At 65.8% G+C, this 22,322-nt stretch carries 21 protein-coding genes and 1 tRNA gene; 12 read left to right on the forward strand and 10 right to left on the reverse strand.

Going from position 1 to position 22,322, the window contains the following annotated elements:
- Positions 1-148 precede the first annotated feature (148 nt).
- From ilvD to QQM37_RS09820, 4 genes are all read left to right on the forward strand, one after another.
- On the forward strand, positions 149-1,996 hold the full coding sequence (gene ilvD, locus QQM37_RS09805; RefSeq protein WP_285727003.1) for a dihydroxy-acid dehydratase: 1,848 nt from the start codon (positions 149-151) through the stop codon (positions 1,994-1,996).
- Between the two features lie 110 nt (positions 1,997-2,106).
- Entirely contained in the window at positions 2,107-3,159 is a 1,053-nt protein-coding gene (locus QQM37_RS09810) for an FUSC family protein (RefSeq protein ID WP_285727005.1), read from the forward strand.
- Between the two features lie 217 nt (positions 3,160-3,376).
- Positions 3,377-4,504, forward strand: a complete 1,128-nt coding sequence (locus QQM37_RS09815) for a 3-deoxy-7-phosphoheptulonate synthase (RefSeq protein WP_285727006.1) — start codon at positions 3,377-3,379, stop codon at positions 4,502-4,504.
- Positions 4,505-4,579: 75 nt separating this feature from the next.
- Positions 4,580-5,080 carry a potassium channel family protein gene (locus QQM37_RS09820; protein WP_285727008.1) on the forward strand — a complete coding sequence of 167 codons (501 nt, stop codon included), beginning with the start codon at positions 4,580-4,582 and terminating at the stop codon, positions 5,078-5,080.
- A gap of 13 nt (positions 5,081-5,093) precedes the next feature.
- Here QQM37_RS09820 and QQM37_RS09825 read toward each other — a convergent pair.
- Positions 5,094-5,169 (reverse strand) — tRNA-Lys (locus QQM37_RS09825).
- Positions 5,170-5,321: 152 nt separating this feature from the next.
- Between QQM37_RS09825 and QQM37_RS09830 the strand changes: the two genes are divergently transcribed.
- From QQM37_RS09830 to QQM37_RS09840, 3 genes are all read left to right on the forward strand, one after another.
- Positions 5,322-5,957 carry a hypothetical protein gene (locus tag QQM37_RS09830; protein WP_285727010.1) on the forward strand — a complete coding sequence of 212 codons (636 nt, stop codon included), beginning with the start codon at positions 5,322-5,324 and terminating at the stop codon, positions 5,955-5,957.
- 278 nt (positions 5,958-6,235) lie between these two features.
- Positions 6,236-6,853 (forward strand): DUF47 domain-containing protein, encoded by a 618-nt coding sequence (locus QQM37_RS09835; RefSeq protein WP_285727011.1) that lies wholly within the window; start codon positions 6,236-6,238, stop codon positions 6,851-6,853.
- Between the two features lies 1 nt (position 6,854).
- Complete coding sequence (locus tag QQM37_RS09840) at positions 6,855-7,865, forward strand: inorganic phosphate transporter (RefSeq protein WP_285727014.1); 1,011 nt, start codon at positions 6,855-6,857, stop codon at positions 7,863-7,865.
- Between the two features lie 88 nt (positions 7,866-7,953).
- On the opposite strand, the gene pstB is transcribed toward QQM37_RS09840, so the two are convergent.
- From pstB to pstS, 4 genes are all read right to left on the reverse strand, one after another.
- Positions 7,954-8,733: a phosphate ABC transporter ATP-binding protein PstB gene (gene pstB, locus QQM37_RS09845; protein ID WP_285727016.1), complete on the reverse strand. Its 780-nt coding sequence runs from the start codon at positions 8,731-8,733 to the stop codon at positions 7,954-7,956.
- A gap of 14 nt (positions 8,734-8,747) precedes the next feature.
- Complete coding sequence (pstA, locus tag QQM37_RS09850; protein WP_285727018.1) at positions 8,748-9,854, reverse strand: phosphate ABC transporter permease PstA; 1,107 nt, start codon at positions 9,852-9,854, stop codon at positions 8,748-8,750.
- The gene (pstC, locus tag QQM37_RS09855) at positions 9,851-10,984 is read right to left on the reverse strand and encodes a phosphate ABC transporter permease subunit PstC (protein ID WP_285727020.1); all 1,134 of its coding nucleotides are present in this window, start codon (positions 10,982-10,984) and stop codon (positions 9,851-9,853) included. Before pstC ends, pstA begins: the two co-directional genes overlap by 4 nt.
- Before the next feature lie 153 nt (positions 10,985-11,137).
- Positions 11,138-12,262 (reverse strand): phosphate ABC transporter substrate-binding protein PstS, encoded by a 1,125-nt coding sequence (gene pstS / locus QQM37_RS09860; RefSeq protein WP_285727022.1) that lies wholly within the window; start codon positions 12,260-12,262, stop codon positions 11,138-11,140.
- Between the two features lie 293 nt (positions 12,263-12,555).
- On the opposite strand from pstS, the gene QQM37_RS09865 reads away from it, so the two are divergent.
- Positions 12,556-13,755, forward strand: coding sequence for an FUSC family protein (locus tag QQM37_RS09865; RefSeq protein WP_285727024.1), 1,200 nt, complete (start codon positions 12,556-12,558; stop codon positions 13,753-13,755).
- Positions 13,756-13,800: 45 nt separating this feature from the next.
- Here the strand turns inward: QQM37_RS09865 and QQM37_RS09870 are convergent, their stop codons facing one another.
- On the reverse strand, positions 13,801-14,286 hold the full coding sequence (locus QQM37_RS09870; RefSeq protein ID WP_285727026.1) for a MarR family winged helix-turn-helix transcriptional regulator: 486 nt from the start codon (positions 14,284-14,286) through the stop codon (positions 13,801-13,803).
- Between the two features lie 60 nt (positions 14,287-14,346).
- On the opposite strand from QQM37_RS09870, the gene QQM37_RS09875 reads away from it, so the two are divergent.
- From QQM37_RS09875 to disA, 3 genes are all read left to right on the forward strand, one after another.
- Positions 14,347-15,807 carry an MFS transporter gene (locus QQM37_RS09875; RefSeq protein ID WP_285727028.1) on the forward strand — a complete coding sequence of 487 codons (1,461 nt, stop codon included), beginning with the start codon at positions 14,347-14,349 and terminating at the stop codon, positions 15,805-15,807.
- An 87-nt stretch (positions 15,808-15,894) separates the two neighbouring features.
- On the forward strand, positions 15,895-17,286 hold the full coding sequence (gene radA / locus QQM37_RS09880) for a DNA repair protein RadA (protein ID WP_285727030.1): 1,392 nt from the start codon (positions 15,895-15,897) through the stop codon (positions 17,284-17,286).
- A 172-nt stretch (positions 17,287-17,458) separates the two neighbouring features.
- Positions 17,459-18,535, forward strand: coding sequence for a DNA integrity scanning diadenylate cyclase DisA (disA, locus tag QQM37_RS09885; RefSeq protein WP_285727032.1), 1,077 nt, complete (start codon positions 17,459-17,461; stop codon positions 18,533-18,535).
- 10 nt (positions 18,536-18,545) lie between these two features.
- Here disA and QQM37_RS09890 read toward each other — a convergent pair whose 3' ends face one another.
- On the reverse strand, positions 18,546-19,235 hold the full coding sequence (locus QQM37_RS09890) for a hypothetical protein (RefSeq protein WP_285727034.1): 690 nt from the start codon (positions 19,233-19,235) through the stop codon (positions 18,546-18,548).
- 93 nt (positions 19,236-19,328) lie between these two features.
- Complete coding sequence (locus QQM37_RS09895; RefSeq protein ID WP_420030155.1) at positions 19,329-19,751, reverse strand: arsenate reductase ArsC; 423 nt, start codon at positions 19,749-19,751, stop codon at positions 19,329-19,331.
- Between the two features lie 139 nt (positions 19,752-19,890).
- Here QQM37_RS09895 and QQM37_RS09900 point away from each other — a divergent pair, with 139 nt between their 5' ends.
- Positions 19,891-20,868: an HhH-GPD family protein gene (locus QQM37_RS09900; RefSeq protein WP_285727038.1), complete on the forward strand. Its 978-nt coding sequence runs from the start codon at positions 19,891-19,893 to the stop codon at positions 20,866-20,868.
- A gap of 49 nt (positions 20,869-20,917) precedes the next feature.
- On the opposite strand, the gene dhaM is transcribed toward QQM37_RS09900, so the two are convergent.
- Complete coding sequence (gene dhaM, locus QQM37_RS09905) at positions 20,918-21,658, reverse strand: dihydroxyacetone kinase phosphoryl donor subunit DhaM (protein ID WP_285727040.1); 741 nt, start codon at positions 21,656-21,658, stop codon at positions 20,918-20,920.
- Complete coding sequence (gene dhaL, locus QQM37_RS09910; RefSeq protein ID WP_285727042.1) at positions 21,655-22,290, reverse strand: dihydroxyacetone kinase subunit DhaL; 636 nt, start codon at positions 22,288-22,290, stop codon at positions 21,655-21,657. The genes dhaM and dhaL overlap by 4 nt, the downstream gene beginning before the upstream one ends.
- Positions 22,291-22,322: the final 32 nt, after the last annotated feature.

Genomic DNA, 22,322 nt, shown 5'->3' on the forward strand with positions numbered 1-22,322 from the left:
GCAATAAACGCCCACGTGGTGAACACGATTTGGTCTGGCAATTTTGCCGTCCATAGAGTAGAGGAGTGCTTTTCGACCCTGTACCAGCCCGCTCTGGGCACCTCGGCCGCGAAGCCCGGAAAACATCTGTCCTGAAAGAGGTTGAGGCATGAGCCGGCCCTTGCGTTCCCGCACCAGCACCCACGGCCGTACGATGGCGGGTGCCCGCTCGCTCTGGCGGGCCACCGGCATGACGGATTCCGACTTCGGGAAGCCGATCATCGCCATCGCCAACTCGTACACGCAGTTTGTGCCCGGCCACGTGCACCTGAAAAACATGGGCGATCTGGTGGCGGGCGCCATCAAGGAGGCTGGCGGCGTCTCCAAGGAGTTCAACACCATTGCGGTCGATGACGGCATCGCCATGGGTCACGCGGGCATGCTCTACTCGCTGCCCTCCCGGGAGCTCATCGCGGATTCCGTGGAGTACATGGTCAACGCACACTGCGCCGACGCCCTGGTCTGCATCTCCAACTGCGACAAGATCACCCCCGGCATGCTGCTGGCAGCCTTCCGGCTGAACATCCCGGTGGTCTTCGTCTCCGGCGGGCCGATGGAGTCCGGCAAGGACGTCTCGGGCCAGCTCACCAACGGCGGCTTTGCCAATCTGGTGACCGCCATCAATGCCTCTGCCGACGATTCGGTCACTGATGAGGAACTGCTGGCCATCGAAAAGCTGGCCTGCCCCACCTGTGGCTCCTGCTCCGGCATGTTCACCGCCAACTCGATGAACTGCCTCACCGAGGCCCTGGGCCTGTCCCTGCCGGGTAACGGCAGCACGCTCGCCACCCACTCCGCACGTCGCGAGCTGTTCCTCGAAGCCGGGCGGACCATCGTCGAGCTCTGCCGGAAGTACTACGAGGAAGAAGACGATTCCGTCGCACCGCTCTCCATCGCGAGCCGGGATGCCTTCGAGAACGCGATGGCGCTGGACATGGCGATGGGCGGCTCCACCAATACGGTGCTGCACCTGCTCGCCGCAGCCGTGGAAGGTGGCGTCGACTTCACGCAGGACGACATCGACCAGATCAGCCGCCGGGTGCCCTGCCTGAGCAAAGTGGCGCCCAACCACCCCGATTTCCACATGGAAGACGTGCACCGGGCCGGCGGCATCCCCGCGATCCTCGGCGAGCTGAACCGCGGCGGCCTGCTCCACCAGAACGTCACCTCGATCCACTCCGAGGATCTGCAGAGCTGGCTGGACGAATGGGACATCCGCGGCGGCAAGGCCTCCGAGACCGCTGTGGAGCTTTTCCGCGCGGCACCGGGCAATGTGCGCACCACCGAGGCGTTCTCCACCTCCAACCAGTGGGCCACGCCGGACGTCGATGCCGCCGCAGGCTGCATTCGCGACATCGAGCACGCCTACACGAAGGATGGCGGCCTGGCCGTCCTCAAGGGCAACCTGGCCCCCGATGGCGCCATCATCAAGACCGCCGGCATCGATCCGGCATTGTTCGAGTTCAGCGGCACCGCGATCGTCATGGAATCCCAGGATGAGGCTGTGCAGAAGATTCTGGACAAGACCGTCCAGCCGGGGCACGTCGTCGTGATCCGCTACGAGGGCCCCTCCGGTGGCCCCGGCATGCAGGAGATGCTCTACCCGACTTCCTTCCTGAAGGGCCGGAAGCTGGGCACGGTCTGCGCGCTCATCACGGACGGCCGCTTCTCCGGCGGCAGCTCCGGCATCTCGGTGGGCCACGTCTCCCCCGAGGCTGCGGCGGGCGGTGCCATCGCGCTGATTGAGGATGGGGACCAGATCACCATCAACGTGCACACCCGCGCGATCACCATTGACGTCGATGACGCCGTGCTTGAGGAGCGTCGGGAGAAGATGCTTCAGCGCGAGAAGCCCTGGACGCCCACGGATCGGGTCCGCCCGATCAGTGCTGCGCTGCGGCTCTACGCGCAGATGGCTACCTCTGCTGCGACCGGAGCGGCGCGTCTGGTGCCCTGAGCCTCGCTCTGATCGACGATAATCGCTCCGGGACGCAGGTTCCGGGGCGATCGTCGTCTCCGGGCATACTCCGTACGATCATCAGCAACATCCTGGGGAGGAGAGCTGCCATGAAGGCGACTTTGGGCGGCACGTTGCAAACTGCGGAAGTGGGATTCCGGGCGGCGGTGTCGGTAGCGATACCGCTGGTGGTGCTGTTGGCGATGCACCGGCTGGATCTGGCGGCCTACGCCGTCTTTGGCTCCTTCACTGCCATCTACGGCTCCAACGAGCGGTACCGGGTGCGGATCCGTTCGCTGCTGGTAGCAGCGTTCACCATGGTCCTTGGCATCTTCCTGGGAGTCAGCGTCGCGGCACTGGGTCGTCCGCTGGAGTTGATGGTCCCCGCACTGCTTCTGCTGGTGGTCAGCGGACTGCTGCTGGGTGCGGTCTTCCAGCTGCACCCGCCCACCCCGGTGTTTCAGACCTTCGGCATGCTGGTCTGCGCGCAGATGCCGACCACCGTGGAGGAGGCCTGGCCGCGGATCGGCGTCGGTGCTGCGGTGGCGGTGCTGTCGGTGTTGCTGGGCCTCTCCGGCTGGTCGATCCGTTGGGCACTGCGGCGCTGGAACGCGCAGCATCCGGGGGTCCAGCTGCTGTTCAAGGAACTCCGGCGGGAGCCCGTGGTGGATCTGGCGGCGCTGCTGGACCGCAGGGTCTGGGTGTCGGTGGCGGAATACGTCCTGGCGGTGGTGGCAGCCGGAAGCCTGGCCCTCGCCTTCGGCCTGGGACACACCTATTGGGCGATTGTGACCGTGGTGGCCGTCCTGCCACCGCCACGGGCGCCGCAGACCTTTGCCCGGGCCTGGAACCGGGTGGTGGGGACGGTGGGCGGCCTCCTGCTGAGCGGTGCGCTGCTGTTCTGGTCACCCGATCCTGCTGTGGTGGTGGCCGCCATCGTGCTTTGTGAGGGGTTGGCACAGATGCTGCTGACCCAGCGCTACTGGGCGGCGCTGCTGTTCATCACGCCGATGGCGCTCGCACTGTCATATTTCGGCGGACCGGTGGATCTGGGAGGGCTGCTGGCGGATCGGATTGTGGAGACAGTGCTTGGTGCCATGATGGCGATGGCGGTCATGCTGCTGGTCACAGCCGTCACCCGTCGTCATGCCCGGGTGGGGTGAGAACGCGGATTTGCCCGGCCGATAAAAGTGGGCTTAGGGTGTGGCTATGACTAACCGTTGGTATGCGTATTTTTCGTTGGCTCTGGAGGGGCCCGCGTCTAGCTGACACGCATCCACACACCTTCAGAGCCAACAGGGCAGAGATCATTCTCTGCCCTTCGTCGTATCCGGCGGGTTCTGATCAGGGCCCGCTCCGCCCAGCAACAGGAAGCACCCCGTGAACACCACCCTTGCCGCCCAGGCCGCCCAGCAGATCCCGTCCACCGCCAATCTGCGGGTCAGCGAGTTCACTCCCCTACCAGCACCGTCGGAGCTGGCGGCCGAGCTGCCGCTGACCGAGGCCGTGAGCGCCGTCGTCGAACGCGGTCGGGACCAGGTCCGCGCCATCATGGACGGGGTGGACGATCGCCTGCTGGTGATCGTCGGCCCGTGTTCGATTCATGATCCCCAGGCTGGCCTGGAGTACGCCCGTCGACTGGCCCGCGAGGCGGAGCGCCATCAGGAAGATCTGCTCATCGTGATGCGTGCCTACTTCGAGAAGCCGCGCACCACCGTGGGCTGGAAGGGCCTGATCAACGATCCGCATCTGGACGGCAGCCACGATGTCGCCAGTGGCCTGCGGATGGCACGCGAGTTCCTGCTGCAGGTGGCGGCGCTAGGGCTGCCGGCGGGAACCGAGTTCCTCGAGCCGATCAGCCCGCAGTACACGGCGGACCTGGTGACCTGGGGTGCCATCGGGGCGCGCACCACGGAGAGCCAGATCCACCGCCAGCTCTCCTCCGGCCTGTCCATGCCCATCGGGTTCAAGAATGGCACCGATGGCGATCTCCAAGTGGCGATCGACGCCTGCTCCGCGGCCAGCGCAGCGCAGTCCTTCCTCGGCATCGACGGCGAGGGCCGGGCCGCGCTGGTGACCACCTCCGGCAACCCGGACACGCACCTGATCCTCCGCGGCGGGCGTAAGGGTCCCAACTACGCGGTCGATGACGTCGCAGCCGCCTCCGCCAGGCTGACTGCGGCCGGGCTGAACCCGCGGCTGATGGTGGATGCCAGCCATGCCAACTCCGGCAAGAATCACCACCGTCAGGCGGAGGTGGCGCTGGAGATCGGTGCGCAGCTGGAGGCCGGCGGTGCCGCGGCCGAGGCCATCGCCGGGGTCATGCTGGAAAGCTTCCTGGTAGGCGGGGCGCAGAACCTCAACGTCGACGACGTCGCAGCCGGCACCGCTGAGCTGGTGTACGGCCAGAGCGTCACGGACGCGTGCATGGAGTGGGATGTCACAGCCACGGTGTTGGAACATCTGGCGCGCAGTGCGCAGGTTCGGCGGGCAGGTGCTGGATGCTAGACCTGGATAGTGAGTCGAGCCCCCCGCCGCGCGTGCCGCGGGCAGCGCCAGGACCTCGCCCCGTAGGCTGGGAACGTGAAATCTACGTCCGAGGTGCGTCAGAAGGCCCGTCGCATCGAGACGGCCGTCCTCGTGATCGCCTCGGTGGCCGTGGCCGTGCTGTTCCTGGCCGTTCCACTCGATCTGCAGGATGGGACGGGATCCTGGTTGATCGTCGTCGCGATCGCGGCAGCCCTGCTGTTTCTGGCTGCGCTGGTCCGGATGATCCTGCGCGGCGCACGTCTGTTCCGTCTGATCAACCTTCTGATCACCGTGGTGATCGCCTTCAGCGTCGTGTTCTACGTCGTCGCGGTTCATTTTCCGGGCCAGTTCGACGGCATCAGCACGCGCATCGACGCGCTGTACTTCACGCTCACCACCATGACGACCGCAGGCTACGGGGACATCCACCCGACGGGGCAGCTTGCGCGGGTGTTGGTGTCATCGGCGCTGGTGTTCGATGTCGTCTTCCTGGGCATGCTGGGCTCGGAACTGAGCCGCCGGGTGAGCCGACGGAATGAAGCGCAACACCGCTGACCAGCGGTTTCAGTGGTGGGCCCTGTGGGGATCGAACCCACGACCCACGGATTAAAAGTCCGATGCTCTACCATCTGAGCTAAAGGCCCCCATCGTTCAGCGAAACGCCCCATGGGCACCGTTCAAACGACTGTATTACCTTACAACACCGTCCCCGGATCACCACAAAATCGCCGCCCCGTGCGGGCACCAAGTGGCCGATTTCCTCGACCGCATCACGGGGCCGGAGTATGGTCAAGGCATGAGTGACGACGCGCCCCGCCCGCATAAGCCAGTTCCGCTGGCCCCCATCGACTTTGAGCCCTTCGCGGGCGGAGCCGACCCTGCGCGCGTCTCCGAAGCAGCGCACCTCGCTGCCCAGGCGCTGGTCCGCCACGGCCGGGAAAGCGACGACCCGGAGGTCACCGCACGACTGGTCAGCCTGGCCGACCAGCAGGGCCTCGAGGCTATCGCCGAGATGTGGGCGGAGAGCCCGGCCCGTTCACTGCCGGGCGCACTCTGGCGGCTCTACGCCCTGCGCGCCGCCACCCTCCAGGACCCGGAACGCATCGCGGTCTACTTCACCGCAGGCAAGGACACAGCCCAGGTCTCCCATGTGGTGGCTGGCGTCGCTGAGCCGCCCGGAGCTGCCGAGCTGACCACCATGGCGGATGCCATCCTCTCCGGAGCGTTCGATGGCGACTTCGACGTCGCGCTGGAGCGCACCGCAGCCTTCTGCCGGGTGGTGGCTCTGGGCCAGACCCGGGTGGCGGATCAGCGCGAGCACAGCAATCAGGCGCACGCCAGCAAACTCACTCACAGCGCTCAGCGCCTGGTCAAGACCGCGGAGGACCTCGAATATTCCGCCGAAGCCTGGCGCCGGGGAGAACTCGACTGAACGGCATCGCGCACCTCCCGGCGCATGACCCACGTTGACATGGTCCCGTGAAGGCGCAAGACTGAGATCGGTGTCGAACTGCGGAACCCCCGGGCTCCAACATTTAGCCGCTTCGAGCGGCCTTACGCCGAGAGGCGCTCCCGGTTCGGCACCATTTTTATGCCCCGATGCGGCTGCCCTGGTCCATGCGCAGGGCAAAAGGAGGCCCTCCGTACCGTGCTTTAGACTGTTTCCGAGGCTCGGGTCCCCGCCTTTTTCCGACAGCGCTAGGAAACCACGTGACGTTGAGGCTGTTCCCCCAGGAGCGTGCCGGGCTGACCATTCTTGCTGAAATGGCTCAACAGCTTGTCGCGGCCGTGGACATCCTCTCCGAAATCTTTGGCACCGGCGTGGAGGATTACCCGCATCTTGCGGCGCAGATCCGTGACCGTGAGGCCGAATCCGCCTCCCTGCACTACGCACTCTTGACGCATATGCGCACCAGCTTCATCAACCCGCTACCCCGCGAGGACCTTTACGCGCTCTCCCGCTTTCTCCACGAAGCGATGGCCAAGCTCGACGGCGCCGCGGAGCTCCTGACGCTCTACAAGATCGGGAGGATTCACCGCCGGGCCACCGAACAGCTCGAGGTCATCGCCCGCCAGTCAGAGCTGACGGTGCAGGCGATGCGTTCGCTGGACGACCTGGACGGCCTGGAAGACTACTGGCTGGAGGTGCTCCGCCTGGCCAAACGCGCCGAGCATACCCACCGGGTCTATATTTCAGAGCTGCTGCAGGACGTCAAACCCTCCAGCTACATCAAGCATCGGGATTTTGCCGACCAGTTGGTGGCCATCACGCGCGATTTTCAACAGCTCGCCACCAGGGTGGGCAGCATTATCGTCAAGGAATCCTGAGGTGGCTCTCGCCCTCCTGGTGGTAGTCTGCCTGCTTGCGGCTGCCTTCACCGTACTCAACGGGGTCCGGGACGCCTCCGCCGCGGTGGCCCTCGCCGTGCGCACCCGGGCACTCACGCCCACCGTCGCCGTCGTTCTCGCGGGAGCATTCAATCTTCTGGGAGCGGCGCTCAGCGGGGGGTTCGCACTGAGTCTGCACGATCAGCTGTTCGTGCTGCGTGCCGGGCCGGAGGGTCTGACCATTCTGCTGGGCGCCTTTCTGGCAGCGTCCATCTGGGGTGCCTGGCAGTGGCGGATCGGCTACCCCTCCTCCTCGACCCACGGCCTGATCGGCGGCATCGCCGGGGCAGCCGGAGCCTCTCTGCTCAAAGGTTACCCGCCCATGGTGGGTCTGGGTGACACGCTGGTTGTGGTGGTCGTGCTCCCGCTGCTGATTTCGCCGATCCTGGCCTTTGTGCTGAGCTACCTGCTGGTCTACCCGGTCATGTGGCTCTCCCGCTATGCCCAGCCCAACAGCATCAATCGGCGCTTCCGCCGGGCGCAGGCGGTGGCCACCACGGCGGTTGCCTTCGGTCATGGCCTGCAGGACGGATCGCGTGTGGCGGCCCTGATGGTGTTCGCGTTTATCGCCGTCGGCGTCCCCGCGACCGGTTCGCTGCTCTGGGTCTTCACGGTCCTGGCCGGGGTATTCCTCTGTGCCGGAACGTTGCTGGGCGGCTGGCGGATCAGCTATATGCTCTCCGAACGGCTGGTCCGGGTGGACCCGCTCCGCGGCCTGGTCTCGCAGGTGGTCAGCGCGACCATGTTGCTGCTGGGCGGCATCGCGCTTCACCTTCCGCTGGCTACCACACAATTGACGACGGCGTCCGTGATCGGCGTCGGGACCACGCACCGGCTGATGGCTGCCAACTGGCGGCTGACGCTGAAGATCGTGAGCAACTGGCTGCTGACCCCTGTGGTCTGCGCGCTGGGTGCGGCGATCTTCTATCTGGCCCTCTCCCCCCTGATTTAACGCTTAACGCCCGCGAGCGCCCCGATAGAGCGGGGCGCGAGGGCCCCGTCGTGGCGACGAAGTCGACACCACGGGAGGGCCCCGATAGTTACCCGAACCGGCCGGAGACGTAATCCTCGGTCGCCTTGACGGCAGGATTGTTGAAGATCGTGGTGGTGTCCGCATATTCGATGAGCTTGCCCGGCTTACCGGTCCCGGCGATGTTGAAGAACGCCGTTTTGTCGGAGACGCGGGCAGCCTGCTGCATATTGTGCGTCACAATCACCACGGTGTAGGTCTCTTTGAGCTCGTTGATCAGATCTTCCACGGCCAGCGTGGAAATCGGATCCAGTGCGGAACATGGCTCGTCCATCAGCAGCACCTGCGGCTCCACCGCAATGGCCCGCGCAATGCACAGACGCTGCTGCTGACCACCGGAGAGGCCCATCCCGGGTTTGTCCAGACGGTCCTTGACCTCGTTCCAGAGGTTCGCCCCCTGCAGCGACTTCTCCACCAGATCCGTGGCATCAGACTTGGAGATCCGCTTGTTGTTCAGCCGCACGCCGGCCAGCACGTTGTCCCGGATGGACATGGTGGGGAACGGATTGGCCCGCTGGAACACCATCCCGATCTGGCGGCGCACCGTCACCGGGTCAACCCCGGGGGCGTAGAGATCGTCGCCGTCCACCAGCACTTCACCCTTCACATGGGCACCCGGAATCACCTCATGCATGCGGTTCAAGGTGCGCAGAAAGGTGGACTTGCCACAGCCGGAAGGACCGATGAACGCCGTGACGGAGCGGGGGGCGATGTCCATGGACACACCCTCCACCGCCAGGAAATCGCTGTAGTAGACGTTGAGGTCCTTGACCGAAACACTCTTAGACATGGTGGTTTTCCGCCTTACCGGCTCGACTTCGGAGCGAAGATCATGGCGACCAGACGGGCCGCAAGATTGAGGATGATGACCAGGATGATGAGCAGCAGCGCCGCACCCCATGCCTCCGACTGGGAGAGCGCCTGGTTCTGGTCCGGGAACTTATAGGAGGTGTACGCCATCACAGGAAGCGTCTGCATGGCGTCCGCAAAGGGGTTCACGTTGAGCGAGTTGGTGAAGCTTGCCGCGATGAAGATCGGGGCCGTCTCACCGATCACGCGCGCAATGGCGAGGGTCACGCCCGTGGCGATGCCCGCGATGGCGGTGGGGATGACGATCTTGACGATGGTCACGAATTTGGTCACGCCCAGGGCGTAGGACGCTTCCCGCAGATCAGTGGGAACCAGGCGCAGCATCTCCTCGCTGGAGCGCACCACGATCGGGATCATCAGCACGGACAGCGCCACCGAGGCGGACAGGCCACTGAACGCCTTCGGGCCGAAGATCAGCGTGAACAAGGAGAAGGCGAACAGACCGGCCACAATCGACGGGATGCCGGTCATCACGTCCACCAGAAAGGTGACCGTGCGGCGCAGCCACTGCTCCGGCTGAGCGTATTCGACCAGGTAGATGGCGGTCATCAGGCCGATCGGCACGGAAAACAACGTGGCCAGACCGGTAATTTCCAGCGTGCCGACGATGGCCTGCCAAGCACCGGAGGAACGCACCACTTCCAGGGTGTCCGGATTGATCGTGGCCTTGCCGCCCACATTGGTGATGAAGCCCCAGCTCATGACGCCCAGGCCGTTGGCCAGCACCGTCCAGAGGGTGGAGACCAGCGGGGCGAGCGCGACCAGGAAGAACACCACGATCAGCCCACGGACAAAACGGTCCATGGCCCGGCGGCGATTCTCCACCACGATCGACATCACCGAAATACCCGCGAGGTAGATCACGGCGGCCAGCACCACGAAGCCGACCAGGTTGAAGCCGAGCAGACTCAGGATGGCAGCGGAGAGCACCACCGAACCGGCAATCGTGTACCAGTTGATGAGTCGGGGCAGCTGGCCGGAGGTCAGCCGGTTGCGGGTGTTGCTCCGGGTGCCGGAGGGTGCATCGGTGAGCGTACTCATTTCGAGGCTCCTTCGATGACGTCGGTGACTTCAGTGATGCTGACGGCGCTCTCACCGGCCGGGACGCGCGGGTGGAGGGCCTCCAGCGGGGAGGCTGCGGCATCGTCCAGGGTGTGCGCCCCAGGCAGCTCAGCGGCCGTCGCCGGACTCTTTTTCTTTTTCCTGGACGAGTTCGGCTGCCGATTCACAATCGCCCGGGCTACGAAGTTCACCGCGAAGGAGATGACGAACAGCAACAGGCCGGTTCCGATCAGCGCGGCGCGCCCCTCATCGGTGGCAATCGGGAAGTTGAGCGCGATGTTGGCGGCGACCGTCTGCGGGTTCTGGCCTTCGGTGACCAGGGTGAAGGAGACGATCACGGCGGGCGAAATGATCATCGCCAGGGCCATCGTCTCGCCCATTGCCCGGCCCAGGCCGAGCAGAATGGCGCTCACGACGCCGGAGCGTGCGTAGGGAAAGACCGCCAGACGGATCATTTCCCAGCGGGTGGAACCGAGCGCCAGTGCGGCTTCTTCATGCAGCTTGGGAGTCTGGAGGAAGATTTCACGGGAGATCGAGGTGATGATCGGCAGAATCATCACGGCGAGCACCACGGCGCCGGTCAGAATGGAGGATCCGGTGCTGGTGACCTCGCCCTGGAAGAGCGGAATCCAGCCCAGATTGTGGTTGAGCCACTGCTGCAGCGGCTTGAGGAAATCGCGCATCACGAAGATGCCCCAGAGACCGAACACCACCGAAGGCACGGCAGCCAGCAGGTCTACCACGTAGCCGAGCGCGTTGGCCAGCTTGCGGGGGCTGTAATGCGAGATGAAGAGGGCGATGCCGATGGCGACCGGAGTGGCCATGACCAATGCCAGCAGGGAAGCCCAGATGGTGCCGAAGGCCAGCGGGCCGACGTACGCCCAGAAGTTGGCGAATCCAGCGGTGAAATCGCGGTTCAGATTGGGATTGGTGGTCCAGTTCGTGAACAATGCCGGGAGTGCCCGGGCTACCAGGAAGATGGCGACACCGGCCAGGACCACCATGATGGACCAGGCGGCCGCGGTGGCCAGGAACTTGAAGATCCGGTCGGCCGGTCGGGCCTTGGTCGCCGATGTATGTCGTCGGCTGGCAGTGGTTGAAGTACTCACAGCGTGCTTTCTGAGTGCTCGGGCTCGGGTTGATGCCGGAGGTGACCTGCAGACTCTCCCAGGGAGCCAGGTCTCCTGGAGGAATCTACCGCTTGAGCCGCCCGAGTGACACTGGCGTCGCTCGGGCGGCTCAAGGGTGACAGTTCTGAAGAACTAGGAGATGGCCTTCAGGCTCTCCTGGATCTTTGCCGCCAGATCGGTCGGCAGAGGCGCGGAGCCAGCGTTCTTGGCGCTGATCTTCTGGCCCTGATCGCTGGCCACGTAACCGAGGTAGGCCTTGACCAGAGCAGCCTGCTTGGGGTCAGTGAACTTGTTGCAGGCGATGGCGTAGGAGATCAGCGGGATCGGGTACGCGTCGCCGGTGCTCAGCTTGGTGTAGTCGATCTTCTGGGACAGATCGCCCTTGGCCCCGGAAGGAGCCGCGGTCACCGAGGCCTGGATCGCCTTGGTCACGCCGTCGGCGCTGAAGTCAACGGCCTTGCCGCCAACCTTGATCGAGGCAGCTGCCACGGTACCGATGGCGGAGTGATCGGCGTAGCCGATAGTTCCGTCGCCGGCCTTGACGGTGTTGACCACACCGGAGCCACCCTGCTGGGCGGACGATCCGGCCACCGGCCACTTGTTGGAGACCGGGTCGGTCCATACGGAGGGGGAGACCTGGCTCAGGTAGTTGGTGAAGTTCTGGGTGGTGCCGGATCCGTCAGAACGGGTCACCGTGGTGATCGCGGTGGAGGGCAGCGTGGCGCCGGGGTTGTCCGCCTTGATGGCGGCATCGTCCCAGGTCTTGATCTGCTGCTTGAAGATCTTGGCGATCGTGTCAGCGGAAAGCTGCAGCTTGTCGACGCCCTTGACGTTGAAGATGATGGCGACGCCGTCAAGGTAGACCGGCAGGTTCACTGCGCCATCGGCGCCACACACGGCCTGAGCCTTGGTGGCCTGGTCTGCGGTGAGGGCTGCGTCGGAGCCTGCGAAGTCGTAGGACTTGGCGAGGAAGTTGGTGACGCCACCGCCAGAACCCTGCGACTTGTCGTAGTTGACCTTGACGTTGCTGGCCAGCGCGGTGAAGGCGGTGGTCCAGGCGTTCTGGGCGTTGGCCTGGGCGCTCGATCCGCCAGCGGTGATGGTGCCTGAGAGGCTTGAGTAGTCCACGGAGGCCGTGGAAGCACCGGCGCCACCGGAGGCGCTGGTACCGGAAGTGGAGCCACCGCCGCAGGCGGAGAGTGCAAGGGCGCCCACGGCCAAAACTGCCGCGACGCTACCGTAGCGAAGAACCTTCACGTGTTGTTACCCCTTCCAGGGATCCGGCAGGCTGATGGCGAAACTGACTCAGCTCTGAGACCGCCGGACGAGTGCGATGCGTGTATTTACCTCACCGAGGCTAGGGGGCTGAGGTAAAGGGATGGACCGGCCATGGTGAACGGAAGGTTAACTCCGCATGGACATTCGGTGATCGCCCGAGCGGCATCGATACGCGGGTGGCAATCCTGTCTACCGAGGCTCTCCCCTGGCGTCCAGGACGCTCCCAGGCTTCGCAAGCTCAGTCTGGGTCCCTAGCGTCCTAGACTTAGACCATGCCCGGCAGCAGCGGATCGACATCGCACACTCATGACTTGCCGGGCCACGATGCCGTCCCGCGGAGCCCGGTCATCCGCCGCACCGGCGTCCCGGCACTGCGGCGGTTTCTGAGCGCGCGGCTCCGCCTCGGGGTAAGGCGCAGTTCCCGCTCTTTCGTCCCGGCCCTGCAGATGACGATCTGCGCCATCTGCGCTTATTCCTTCGCCGAGTTCGTCCTCGGTCACGCCGGTCCGCTTTTTGCGGCCACCTCCTCGCTGATCGCCCTGGGCTTCTCCCGGGATGCCCGTATCCGCAGAGTCCTGGAGGTGTCGCTCGGCTGCACCCTCGGCATTGTGATGGGCGAGCTCGTCCTGTTCGGCTTCGGTCCCGGCATCTGGCAGGCGGCGGTGGTGCTTTTCGCCTCCATCATGCTGGCCCGGTTCCTGGACAGCGGCGGAATCTTCGCCACCCAACTGGGCCTGCAATCCGTGCTGGTGATCTTCCTCGCCCCTCCGGCTGCCGGCCCCTACAGCCGCAGCATCGATGCCGTGGTGGGTGGCTGTTTTGCTCTGCTGGTCACCCTGCTCACCCCCCGGGACCCACGACGCGAGCCACAGACCGAAGTACGACGGCTGCTCTCCACCCTCTCCGATGTGCTGCGCGAATGCGCTGCCTCGTTGGAAACCGGCGATTCCACCAAGGCCTGGCATGCTCTCGTCCTGGCCCGCGGCTCCCAGCCGATGGTGGATGCCCTGCGTGGCACCCTGCGGTCCTCGGGTGAGGTCGCCACGATATCTCCGGTCTACCGCAGATATCGTGGCGAGATCGGATCCCTGGAGAAATCCGTGGAACATATCGACTACGCCTTGCGTAACAGCCGCGTATTCGCCCGAAGACTCACCAGCGCCATCAACAACGCCGCGCTCAGCGATGCAGGCATGGAGGGCCTGGCGGAGGTGCTCTCCGAGACGGCCTCCGCCGTAGACCTGCTGGGTCTGGGGCTGGCCGAACGGGATCAGAGCGCCAGCACCATTTCGGTGCACGACGCCCGCTCCGAGTTGAGCCAGGCGGCCTCCTCACTCCACCCCCGGTTGTTGCATGTGGAGCGGCTGGAGGGAGTGGCCCTGATCATGATTCTGCGCCCGCTCATGGTGGACATCCTGGAGGCCGCCCGGATGCCGCACGAGGAAGCCAAGGGCCTGCTCCCAACGCTCTGATCGGCGCTTCGACAGTCGCCCTGACCAGCCACGACGCCGTGACGCTCAGTTCGGTGGTGGCGTCGTCTGGTCGTAGAGCCGAATCAGCTCGTCGAGGAAGCCTGCGGTGGCCGCCCGCTCCTGCTCGCTCATCGAGGCGATGATCTCCTCAACTCCTTCGACGAGCGGCAGAACCATCTGCTGAGCCTGGTCAGAGGACCCTTCACTCGCGATGACGAGAAGCTTGCGGCCGTCGCTCGGGTGCCGCTCACGGCGCACGTGCCCCGAGTCCTCCAGACGGTTGAGTACCAGCGTCATCGCGGCCGTCGAGACTCCGAGCCGGTGGGCAAGATCCGTCGGGGTGAGCGGGCCAGTTGCGATGAGGTGATCGAGGGCTTCGAGCCCGTGCCCATCCACCTCGAGTCGCTTCGCAATCGACCGTTCGAACCGCTGCTGGCGCAGGGTGAGTTGTTGCACCCGCGCCCGGATGTCGCCATCTGCAATATCACCACGATGGCGTCCGGCTGGGTCATAGGCGGAGTTGACAGTCATACAGGAGATTGTAATACTCAATATTGCTAATATGATTGATAATCAAGGAATGAGACAAGTATGGCTGCGTCGGGCACACGACCCTACCGATGGCGATGGGCGATTCTTGGCGTCATGCTTGCTGCCGAGCTCATGGACATGCTCGATTCAACGATCGTCAACGTCGCCGGTCCCTCCCTCGAGGTATCCCTCGGAGCCTCTTCGGTGGGCCTGCAGTGGGTCATCGGCGGATACGCGCTGGCACTGGGCGCCGGGCTCATTCTGGGCGGTCGCCTCGGTGACCGCTTTGGACGTCGGGGGACCTTTCTGCTCGGTCTCTCCGCATTCACGGCTGCCTCGATCCTGTGTGCGATGGCGCCAAACATCGAGTCGCTGATCGCCTTCCGCCTGATTCAGGGGGCGGCGGGCGCCCTCCTGCTCCCACAGGGACTCGGGCTACTGCGCGAGAACCTCTCCGGTCAAGAGCTCGGGATCGCGTTCGGCATCTTCGGCCCCGCACTGGGTCTTGGCGGCATTCTGGGCCCTGTCATCGGTGGCGGCCTGATCGAGGCGAACCTGTTCGGTCTGGGCTGGCGGTCGGTGTTCCTGGTGAACCTGCCAATCGGCGTGGCGGCACTCGTCGTTGCCTGGCTGACCTTGCCGCGCCGCTCTGGTGCCCGGGAGGTCGGCATCGACCTCGTCGGCACGGCGATCATCATCGCATCCTCGGGCTCGCTCGTCCTTGCGCTCAACTTCGGCGTCGAACAGCATTGGCCGCTCTGGACGTGGCTGTGTGCCGCAGCAGGGTTTGTCGGCTTCGTCCTGTTCGCCTGGCAGCAGAGCCGCGTGACCGCGCTCGGCGGAGTCCCACTCGTGGTACCGGGGATCTTCACGAAGCCTGCCTACACGCTCGGTCTGGTCGGCATCGCCCTGTTCTTCAGCGGCCTGATCGGAACGCAGCTGGTGTTGACTCTCTTCCTGCAGATGGGCAATGGCTTCAGCGCCGGCGAGGCCGGGCTGGGCAATCTGCCGATCGCCATCGGAACGGCCGTCGGCGGGGCAATCAGCGGCGCCTTCCTTGCAGAAAAGATCGGCAGACCACTCTTCCACCTCGCTGCCGTCGTGCAACTTGCCGGCGTCGGGGTGCTCTGGTTTGAGCTGCAGCCCGGTGGAGAGTTCAGCATCTGGCACATCGTTCCCGGCATCTTCCTGTTCGGCGTAGGCGGCGGAGCAGTCATCGCCGCGCTGTTCAGCAGCATCCTCGCGGCCGTCAACGACGCCGAGATCGGCTCGGCGTCAGGCGTGCTCACCGCTGTGCAAACGATCGCGAGTTCGATCGGCGTCGCGATCTTCGGTTCGGTGTTCCTCAACGCTCTTGCCTCTCGGAGCTCTGCGGAAGAGGCATTCCGGCAGACGCTCGCCGTCGAGGCCATGCTGCTTCTGGCCTTCTTCGCGGTGGCGTTCCGGTTCCCGAAGGAGCTGCGAGGAGACGTCCACGGGGCCGTCAACGACGATGCTGACGGGCGGCTTCTGACGTCTTGATCGAACCCTGGCAGACCTTCAGGATGTGAGGGTGGACCCAACAATGCACCCTCACATCCTGTCGGTAACCACCACTACGCTGGACTCATGGCCAAAACCTCCCGCACCGGTGGCAGCACCGCCCAGAAGCCTGGCTTTGCCTGCACCGAGTGCGGGTGGACCACGGCCAAGTGGGTAGGACGCTGCGGCGAATGCCAGTCCTGGGGCACGGTCACCGAGACCGGAACTCACGTGGCACGCACGACGGCGGCCAGCACCGTGGCAGTCCCGGCAGCCAGAATTTCCGAGGTCGACGCCACGGCAGCGGCTGTGGTCCGCACCGGCGTCGATGAGCTGGACCGGGTGCTGGGCGGCGGCGTCGTGCCGGGTGCCGTCATCCTGCTGGCCGGTGAGCCCGGCGTCGGAAAGTCGACGTTGCTGCTGGACGTCGCTGCCCGCTATGCCCGCACCAGCGGCACGGTCCTCTACATCACCGGGGAGGAATCGGCTGCCCAGGTGAAGCTGCGCGCCGGGCGTATTGGCGCCATCGCCGATCAGCTCTACCTCTGCGCCGAAAACGATCTGGGGACTGCGCTGGGCCAGATTGAAAAGCTTCAGCCATCGCTGGTGGTGGTTGACTCGGTGCAGACTCTGGCCAGCGCCGCGGTGGACGGCAGCGCCGGTGGGGTCACCCAGGTCCGCGAAGTGGCGGCCTCCCTGATTGCGGCCGCAAAGCGGCTCAATATCGCCACCCTGCTGGTGGGCCATGTCACCAAGGACGGCTCCATTGCCGGCCCCCGTCTGCTGGAACATCTGGTGGATGTGGTCTGCCAGTTTGAAGGTGAACGGCATTCCCGCCTGCGGCTGCTGCGCGCGGTCAAAAACCGCTACGGGCCCACCGACGAGGTGGGGTGTTTTGACCTCAATGAACAAGGCATCGAGGGACTGGCAGATCCCAGCGGGTTGTTCATCTCCCGCACCAAGGATCCGGTCTCCGGCACCTGCATCACGGTGGCCCTGGAGGGCCGCCGCCCGCTGCTGGCTGAGGTGCAGTCCCTGCTGGCCACCACCTCCACCTCGCAACCGCGCCGGGCCACCAGTGGACTGGATTCCGCCCGGGTGTCCATGCTGCTGGCGGTGCTCCAACAGCGTGCCGGGGCCAACCTTTCCGGGGAAGACTCCTATGTGGCCACCGTGGGTGGGGTTCGGCTGACCGAACCGGCCACGGACCTCGCCATCGCCCTCGCCCTGGCCTCGGCCAAATCGGGAGTGGCCCTGCCTCCCCGGTTGGTGGCGTTCGGGGAGGTGGGTCTGGCCGGAGAGGTCCGCCAGGTGCCCGGCATCGGACAGCGGATCCAGGAGGCGCACCGGTTGGGCTTCACGCATGCGGTGGTTCCGGCCAGCCCGAACGGGCCGGGACCGGTCCCCGAGGGATTCCGGGTGCGGCAGGTTCATCAGCTTTCCGAAGCGCTGGAGCTCCTTTTCCCTACCGAGGAGTAGCTGTTCAGCCAGCACCCCGGACGGAGCCGCCGGCGGCTCCGTCCGACGACTGATTCACCCGACGACGGGGAACACTAAGATTGGCATAGATTTGTGTTCTTTGTGCGTGCCCGCTGTGCCGGATTAGTCCGGCCATGCGGATGGATACCTGATGTCCGGGAAAGGAAACACCATGGTTCGCAGCCCCGAGGAGTCACTCCGGGCAACTCTGGCGCGCGTGGCACCGGGCACCCCGTTGCGGGACGGGCTGGAGCGGATCCTGCGCGGACGCACCGGTGCGCTGATCGTGCTCGGTCACGACCGCACCATTGATTCGCTGTGTTCCGGCGGATTCATGATCGACATCGACTTCGCACCCACCCGCCTGCGCGAGCTGGCCAAGATGGATGGCGCCATCGTCTGCGACCGGGATGCCTCGAAGATTCTGCGCGCTGCCGTGCAACTGGTTCCGGACCCGGCCATCGAAACCCAGGAATCCGGCACCAGGCACCGTACCGCGGAGCGGGTGGCCATTCAGACCGGCGTTCCGGTGATTTCGGTCAGCCAGTCCATGCAGATCATCGCCCTCTACGTGGAGGGGCTGAGATACGTGCTGGAAGGCTCAGAAAAGGTCCTGGCCAGAGCGAACCAGGCGCTGGCCACTCTGGAACGCTACCGGGCCCGCCTGGATCAGGTCACTGCCTCTCTCTCCGCCCTGGAGATCGAGGCGATGGTCACCATCCGCGATGTCGCGGTGACCCTGCAGCGCCAGGAGATGGTGCGGCGTATTTCTGAGGAAATCGCCCAGTACGTTCTGGAGCTGGGCGTGGACGGCCGTCTGCTGTCGCTGCAGTTGGAAGAACTGACCGTGGGCCGTGGGCCGGGCAGCGATATGGTGATCCGGGATTATCTTGACCTCGATGCCGACTCGGGCCGCGCAGACGAGGCCCTTGCAGAGTTGCAGGACATCAGTGCAGCCGACCTGATCGATCTGCACCGGATCGCCGTCATCGCCGGTTTGATGGAGCAGAATGGCAACCTGGACACCGTGGTGCACCCGCGCGGGTTCCGACTGCTCTCCAGCTTCAAGGCCGTCCCCCGGGCGGTGGCGTTCCGCCTGGTGGAGCACTTCGACGGTCTGCAGAACCTCATGGCGGCCACCATCGAGGATCTGATGGCGGTCGAAGGAATTGGCGAGCAGCGCGCCCGTACCGTCCGTGAAGGTCTTTCCAGAATCGCCGAATCCAGTCTGCTGGACAGGTTCCTTTAGGGGGCTTTCGTCAACCAGCTAGGGTGAATGCCTGGCCGGCGCTGGTCACTGAGCCCAGTTTGACGCTCAGCGTGTAATTGGCCGTCGGGCCTACGGCCGGAGCCGGACCTGCCGTCGCGCAACCAGGAACGGTGGAGTTCCGTTGCCAGGTGAAATTGGCCTTTTCAGCGACTCCGGGCTGCAGAACCTTCACCAGATCCGCGGCACCGTCCTGGCAGTCTTTGGAGGAGAACACCCGATTCTGGCCACTGAATACCAGGAATTCCATCTGGCTGGTCCCCACATTGAGCTGGCAAGGGGTAGTTCCCGTGTTGGTGACCGTCAGTGTGAAGACGGGGTTCTTGCCAGCCGGGTAACTGGGCGCATCGGTGCTGGCCACCACGGGGGTCGCGGTCGCGGCACAGCTCGCAGCCGCCGCTGTGCCGCTCGGCGTGCTGGTCGACGTAGCCGTCGCGGACGGCATCGGCGAAGCACTCGGTAAGGCTGTTGCCGAGGGCGTTTCGGAGGGGCTGGACATCACACTGGAGGAGCTCTCTGAACTCTTCGCTTCGGCGCTCTTTGCACCGGGCTTGTTGCTCAGCACCACCGCACCGATAACCACCAGGGCGATCACCGCCAGTAACGCGATGCCTGCCACCAATCGTCGTCTGCGGTACACCGCTGGTGACGGCTTGCGCCTTCCTGCAGTGCCCCTTGCCATGCCCTCCAGCTTACGGACAGCGACGCGATCCCGCCGACTCCCACGCCGCCGCAGAGCCGATCCGCGCGCCCAGCGGCCATTGACCCGCTGCCTTCACCCGCCCAGCAGGCCGGGTTCGAGGGAGGCGATCAGCGCTTCAACCCTTGCCCTGATCTCGTCGCGGATGGGGCGAACAGCCTCCAGGCCCTGCCCGGCCGGATCGTCCAGCTCCCAGTCCTCATAGCGCTTCCCAGGGAAGATCGGGCAGGTGTCGCCGCAGCCCATCGTGATGACGACATCGGACTCGCGGACGGCCTCCGTGGTGAGAACCTTGGGGATTTCCGTGGCGATGTCGATGCCCAGCTCCGCCATGGCGGCAACGGCGGCCGGGTTGACCCGTTCCGCCGGCTCGGATCCGGCGGAACGCACCTCGATGGCGCCACCGCCCAGGACCGTCAGGAAGGCAGCGGCCATCTGCGAGCGCCCCGCATTGTGGACGCAGACAAAGAGAACGGACGGCTTGGGGGTACTCATCATGGTCTCCTGCGCAGCAATGACGGGCTGCCTCCGTAGTGGGGCACAGTATCGACACCGAGCTTACGTCCTTCAGTGCCTTGCGAACACTCGCCGGGCGCTCGCGCTGCACTACCTCTGGCCGGGCATTACAGTGAAAGGAATGAACGGCAGCCCTCCAACCCAGCTCGTACCGGACCGCCTGGGTGCCGCGCATCGTGCGATCCCCCAGTGGTTCGCGAACCAGGCCCGGGACCTGCCGTGGCGTTCTGCCCAGCGCACCGCCTGGGGCGTTCTGCTCAGTGAAGTCATGCTGCAGCAGACTCCGGTCGTGCGGGTGCTGCCCATCTGGCACGAGTGGATGGCACGCTGGCCCAGCCCCACGGCACTGGCCGGGGCACCCACCTCCGAGGTTCTGCGCGGTTGGGGCCGCCTGGGGTACCCGCGTCGGGCACTGCGCCTTCAGGCCGCGGCGCAGGCGATCCGGGACCAGCACGATGGCGAGGTCCCCCGCACCGAGGAAGAGTTACTGACACTGCCCGGCATCGGCAGCTATACGGCTGCTGCCGTGGCGGCCTTCGCCTTCGGCGCGCGGACGGTGGTGGTCGATACCAATATCCGCAGGGTCCAGGCGCGGCTCTTCAGCGGGCAGGCCCTCCCCGCCCGGAGTCTGAATGCTGCCGAGACGGCACTGGCTGCCGCGGTACTACCCGATGCGGCCGAGGAGTCGGTGCGTTGGAATCTGTCCGTGATGGAGCTCGGCGCCCTGATCTGCACCGCCCGGAGCCCGCTGTGCGATCAGTGCCCGGTGCGACAGGAGTGCGCCTGGATCGCAGCGGGCAGGCCCGAGCCCACGTATCAGCCCAAAGGCCAGGCCTGGGCGGGGACGGACCGGCAAATGCGGGGTGCCGTGATGGCGGTTCTCCGGGCCGCAGAGCATCCGCTTCCGCTGGAGGCCCTGCTCGAGAGGATCTCCCCTGTGGACGGCGTGGAGCGCCCTGCTTCCGACCCGCTGGCCGCGGCGCTGCGAACCCTGCATGCCCTGGAGGCGGATCCGGAGCGTCTGGAGGGCATTGTGGCTGGGCTGGTGGCCGATGGGCTGGCGCATCGCGCGGCCCAGGGCCTGACGCTCCCCCACTAGCCACACCAATCCCCATGCCCCCTCCCAACTAGTGGCAGTTGGGAGGGGGTCAGAGCTCGCCGAAGCCGGTCTCCACCTCGCGGCGCACCAGGTCCACGGCTCGCTGCGCATCCGGCCCGCTGGCCCTGACGTGCAGCTCCGCGCCCTGCCCCGCGCCCAGGGTCATCAACAACATGACGGACTGAGCGTCGACGCCGTTAATCTCGATGTCGACGTCCAGCGCACCGAGCGCACCGGCCAGAGTGGCGGCCGGGCGGGCGTGCAGGCCCATCGGGTTGATCAGAGTCAACTCCGCGGTCACCGCAACGTCACCCGGCGCAGCCCAAGCGCCCGCAGCAGCAGCCTCGGCTGCCGCACCGACGGCACCGCCCAATCCACCGCCATCCGGAACAACTCCATCCGGAACACCCCGACTGAGCGCCTGCTCGGCAGCCCGTTGGACGGCCTCCACTCCGGCTCCGGCCTGGGCGGCCACGGCGGCAGCGACCGCGCCCTCCACGAGGGGCGCGTCAGCCAACAGCACCCCAGTGGGATTCCCGGCAAACTCCAGCGCGGTTTCCGCCGTCATCACCGCGGACCCCAGATCTGCGAGCAGCACGGCCTGCGGACCAGCCGCCTCCAATGCTTCGGTGACCTTGGTCAGCGAGGTGCCCAGGCCGCCATCGTCCATTCCACCCGCCGCGATCAGCCGGACCCGTGGCGCCATCTGCGCCGCCAGCTCCACCACTCCCTGAGCCAGGGTCGCACTGTGCGAGACGATGATGATCGCCACCGGCGCCTCGGAACTCATTCAGCCTCCACTGCGGTGGTCGCGGCGTCGCGGAGGATCAAGGCGCTGGACTGGGCACCGGGATCCCGGTGCCCAGCGCTGCGTTCACCCAGGTAGCTGGCCCGGCCCTTCCGGGCGACCAGTGGCTCGGTGGCACGCGCCCCGTCCTCCGCCGCCTGCGCCGCAGCCGCCAGAACCTCTTCCGGGCTCAGCCCGCTCTGCACCGCTACATCGGCTGCTTCCACAGCGGGCGTCCATGCGTCGACCATGGTCTTGTCGCCCAGTTCGGCCTTGCCACGGGCCACGATGCCGTCACGCGCCGCAGTCAGTGCCGCCGAGACCAACTCACCGTCAAGTTCGGCGGCGTCCCCCACTGCGGTGGCGGCCCGCAGGAACGCCGTGCCGTACAGCGGACCGGCTGCGCCGCCCACCACGGACATCAGCGTCATCGCGGTCAGTTTGAACACGGCCCCGGGCGTTTCCGGCGTGGTCTCCGCCAGCTTCTGGACCACGGCGCTGAAGCCGCGGTCCAGGTTCTCCCCGTGATCGCCGTCGCCGATCTGCCGGTCCAGTTCGATCAGCTGCGTGCGGTGTTCGGCAATGGTGGCAGCGCTTGCTTGCATCCAGGCAACAGCCCAGTCGGCATCCAGCATGGGATTCCTTTCCTCGGGTCCTCAGGGGTTGG

Origin of the sequence: Psychromicrobium xiongbiense (assembly GCF_030271165.1) — a bacterium.
Taxonomy (GTDB): Bacteria; Actinomycetota; Actinomycetes; order Actinomycetales; family Micrococcaceae; genus Renibacterium; species Renibacterium xiongbiense.

Bases quoted from the DNA above. Each gene is read 5' to 3' on its own strand.
- ilvD (WP_285727003.1), top strand. From the start codon at position 149: ATGAGCCGGCCCTTGCGTTCCCGCACCAGCACCCACGGCCGTACGATG.
- QQM37_RS09810 (WP_285727005.1), top strand. From the start codon at position 2,107: ATGAAGGCGACTTTGGGCGGCACGTTGCAAACTGCGGAAGTGGGATTC.
- QQM37_RS09830 (WP_285727010.1), top strand. From the start codon at position 5,322: ATGAGTGACGACGCGCCCCGCCCGCATAAGCCAGTTCCGCTGGCCCCC.
- pstB (WP_285727016.1), bottom strand. From the start codon at position 8,733: ATGTCTAAGAGTGTTTCGGTCAAGGACCTCAACGTCTACTACAGCGAT.
- pstA (WP_285727018.1), bottom strand. From the start codon at position 9,854: ATGAGTACGCTCACCGATGCACCCTCCGGCACCCGGAGCAACACCCGC.
- QQM37_RS09865 (WP_285727024.1), top strand. From the start codon at position 12,556: ATGCCCGGCAGCAGCGGATCGACATCGCACACTCATGACTTGCCGGGC.
- QQM37_RS09870 (WP_285727026.1), bottom strand. From the start codon at position 14,286: ATGACTGTCAACTCCGCCTATGACCCAGCCGGACGCCATCGTGGTGAT.
- QQM37_RS09875 (WP_285727028.1), top strand. From the start codon at position 14,347: ATGGCTGCGTCGGGCACACGACCCTACCGATGGCGATGGGCGATTCTT.
- radA (WP_285727030.1), top strand. From the start codon at position 15,895: ATGGCCAAAACCTCCCGCACCGGTGGCAGCACCGCCCAGAAGCCTGGC.
- disA (WP_285727032.1), top strand. From the start codon at position 17,459: ATGGTTCGCAGCCCCGAGGAGTCACTCCGGGCAACTCTGGCGCGCGTG.
- QQM37_RS09890 (WP_285727034.1), bottom strand. From the start codon at position 19,235: ATGGCAAGGGGCACTGCAGGAAGGCGCAAGCCGTCACCAGCGGTGTAC.
- QQM37_RS09895 (WP_420030155.1), bottom strand. From the start codon at position 19,751: ATGATGAGTACCCCCAAGCCGTCCGTTCTCTTTGTCTGCGTCCACAAT.
- QQM37_RS09900 (WP_285727038.1), top strand. From the start codon at position 19,891: ATGAACGGCAGCCCTCCAACCCAGCTCGTACCGGACCGCCTGGGTGCC.
- dhaM (WP_285727040.1), bottom strand. From the start codon at position 21,658: ATGAGTTCCGAGGCGCCGGTGGCGATCATCATCGTCTCGCACAGTGCG.
- dhaL (WP_285727042.1), bottom strand. From the start codon at position 22,290: ATGCTGGATGCCGACTGGGCTGTTGCCTGGATGCAAGCAAGCGCTGCC.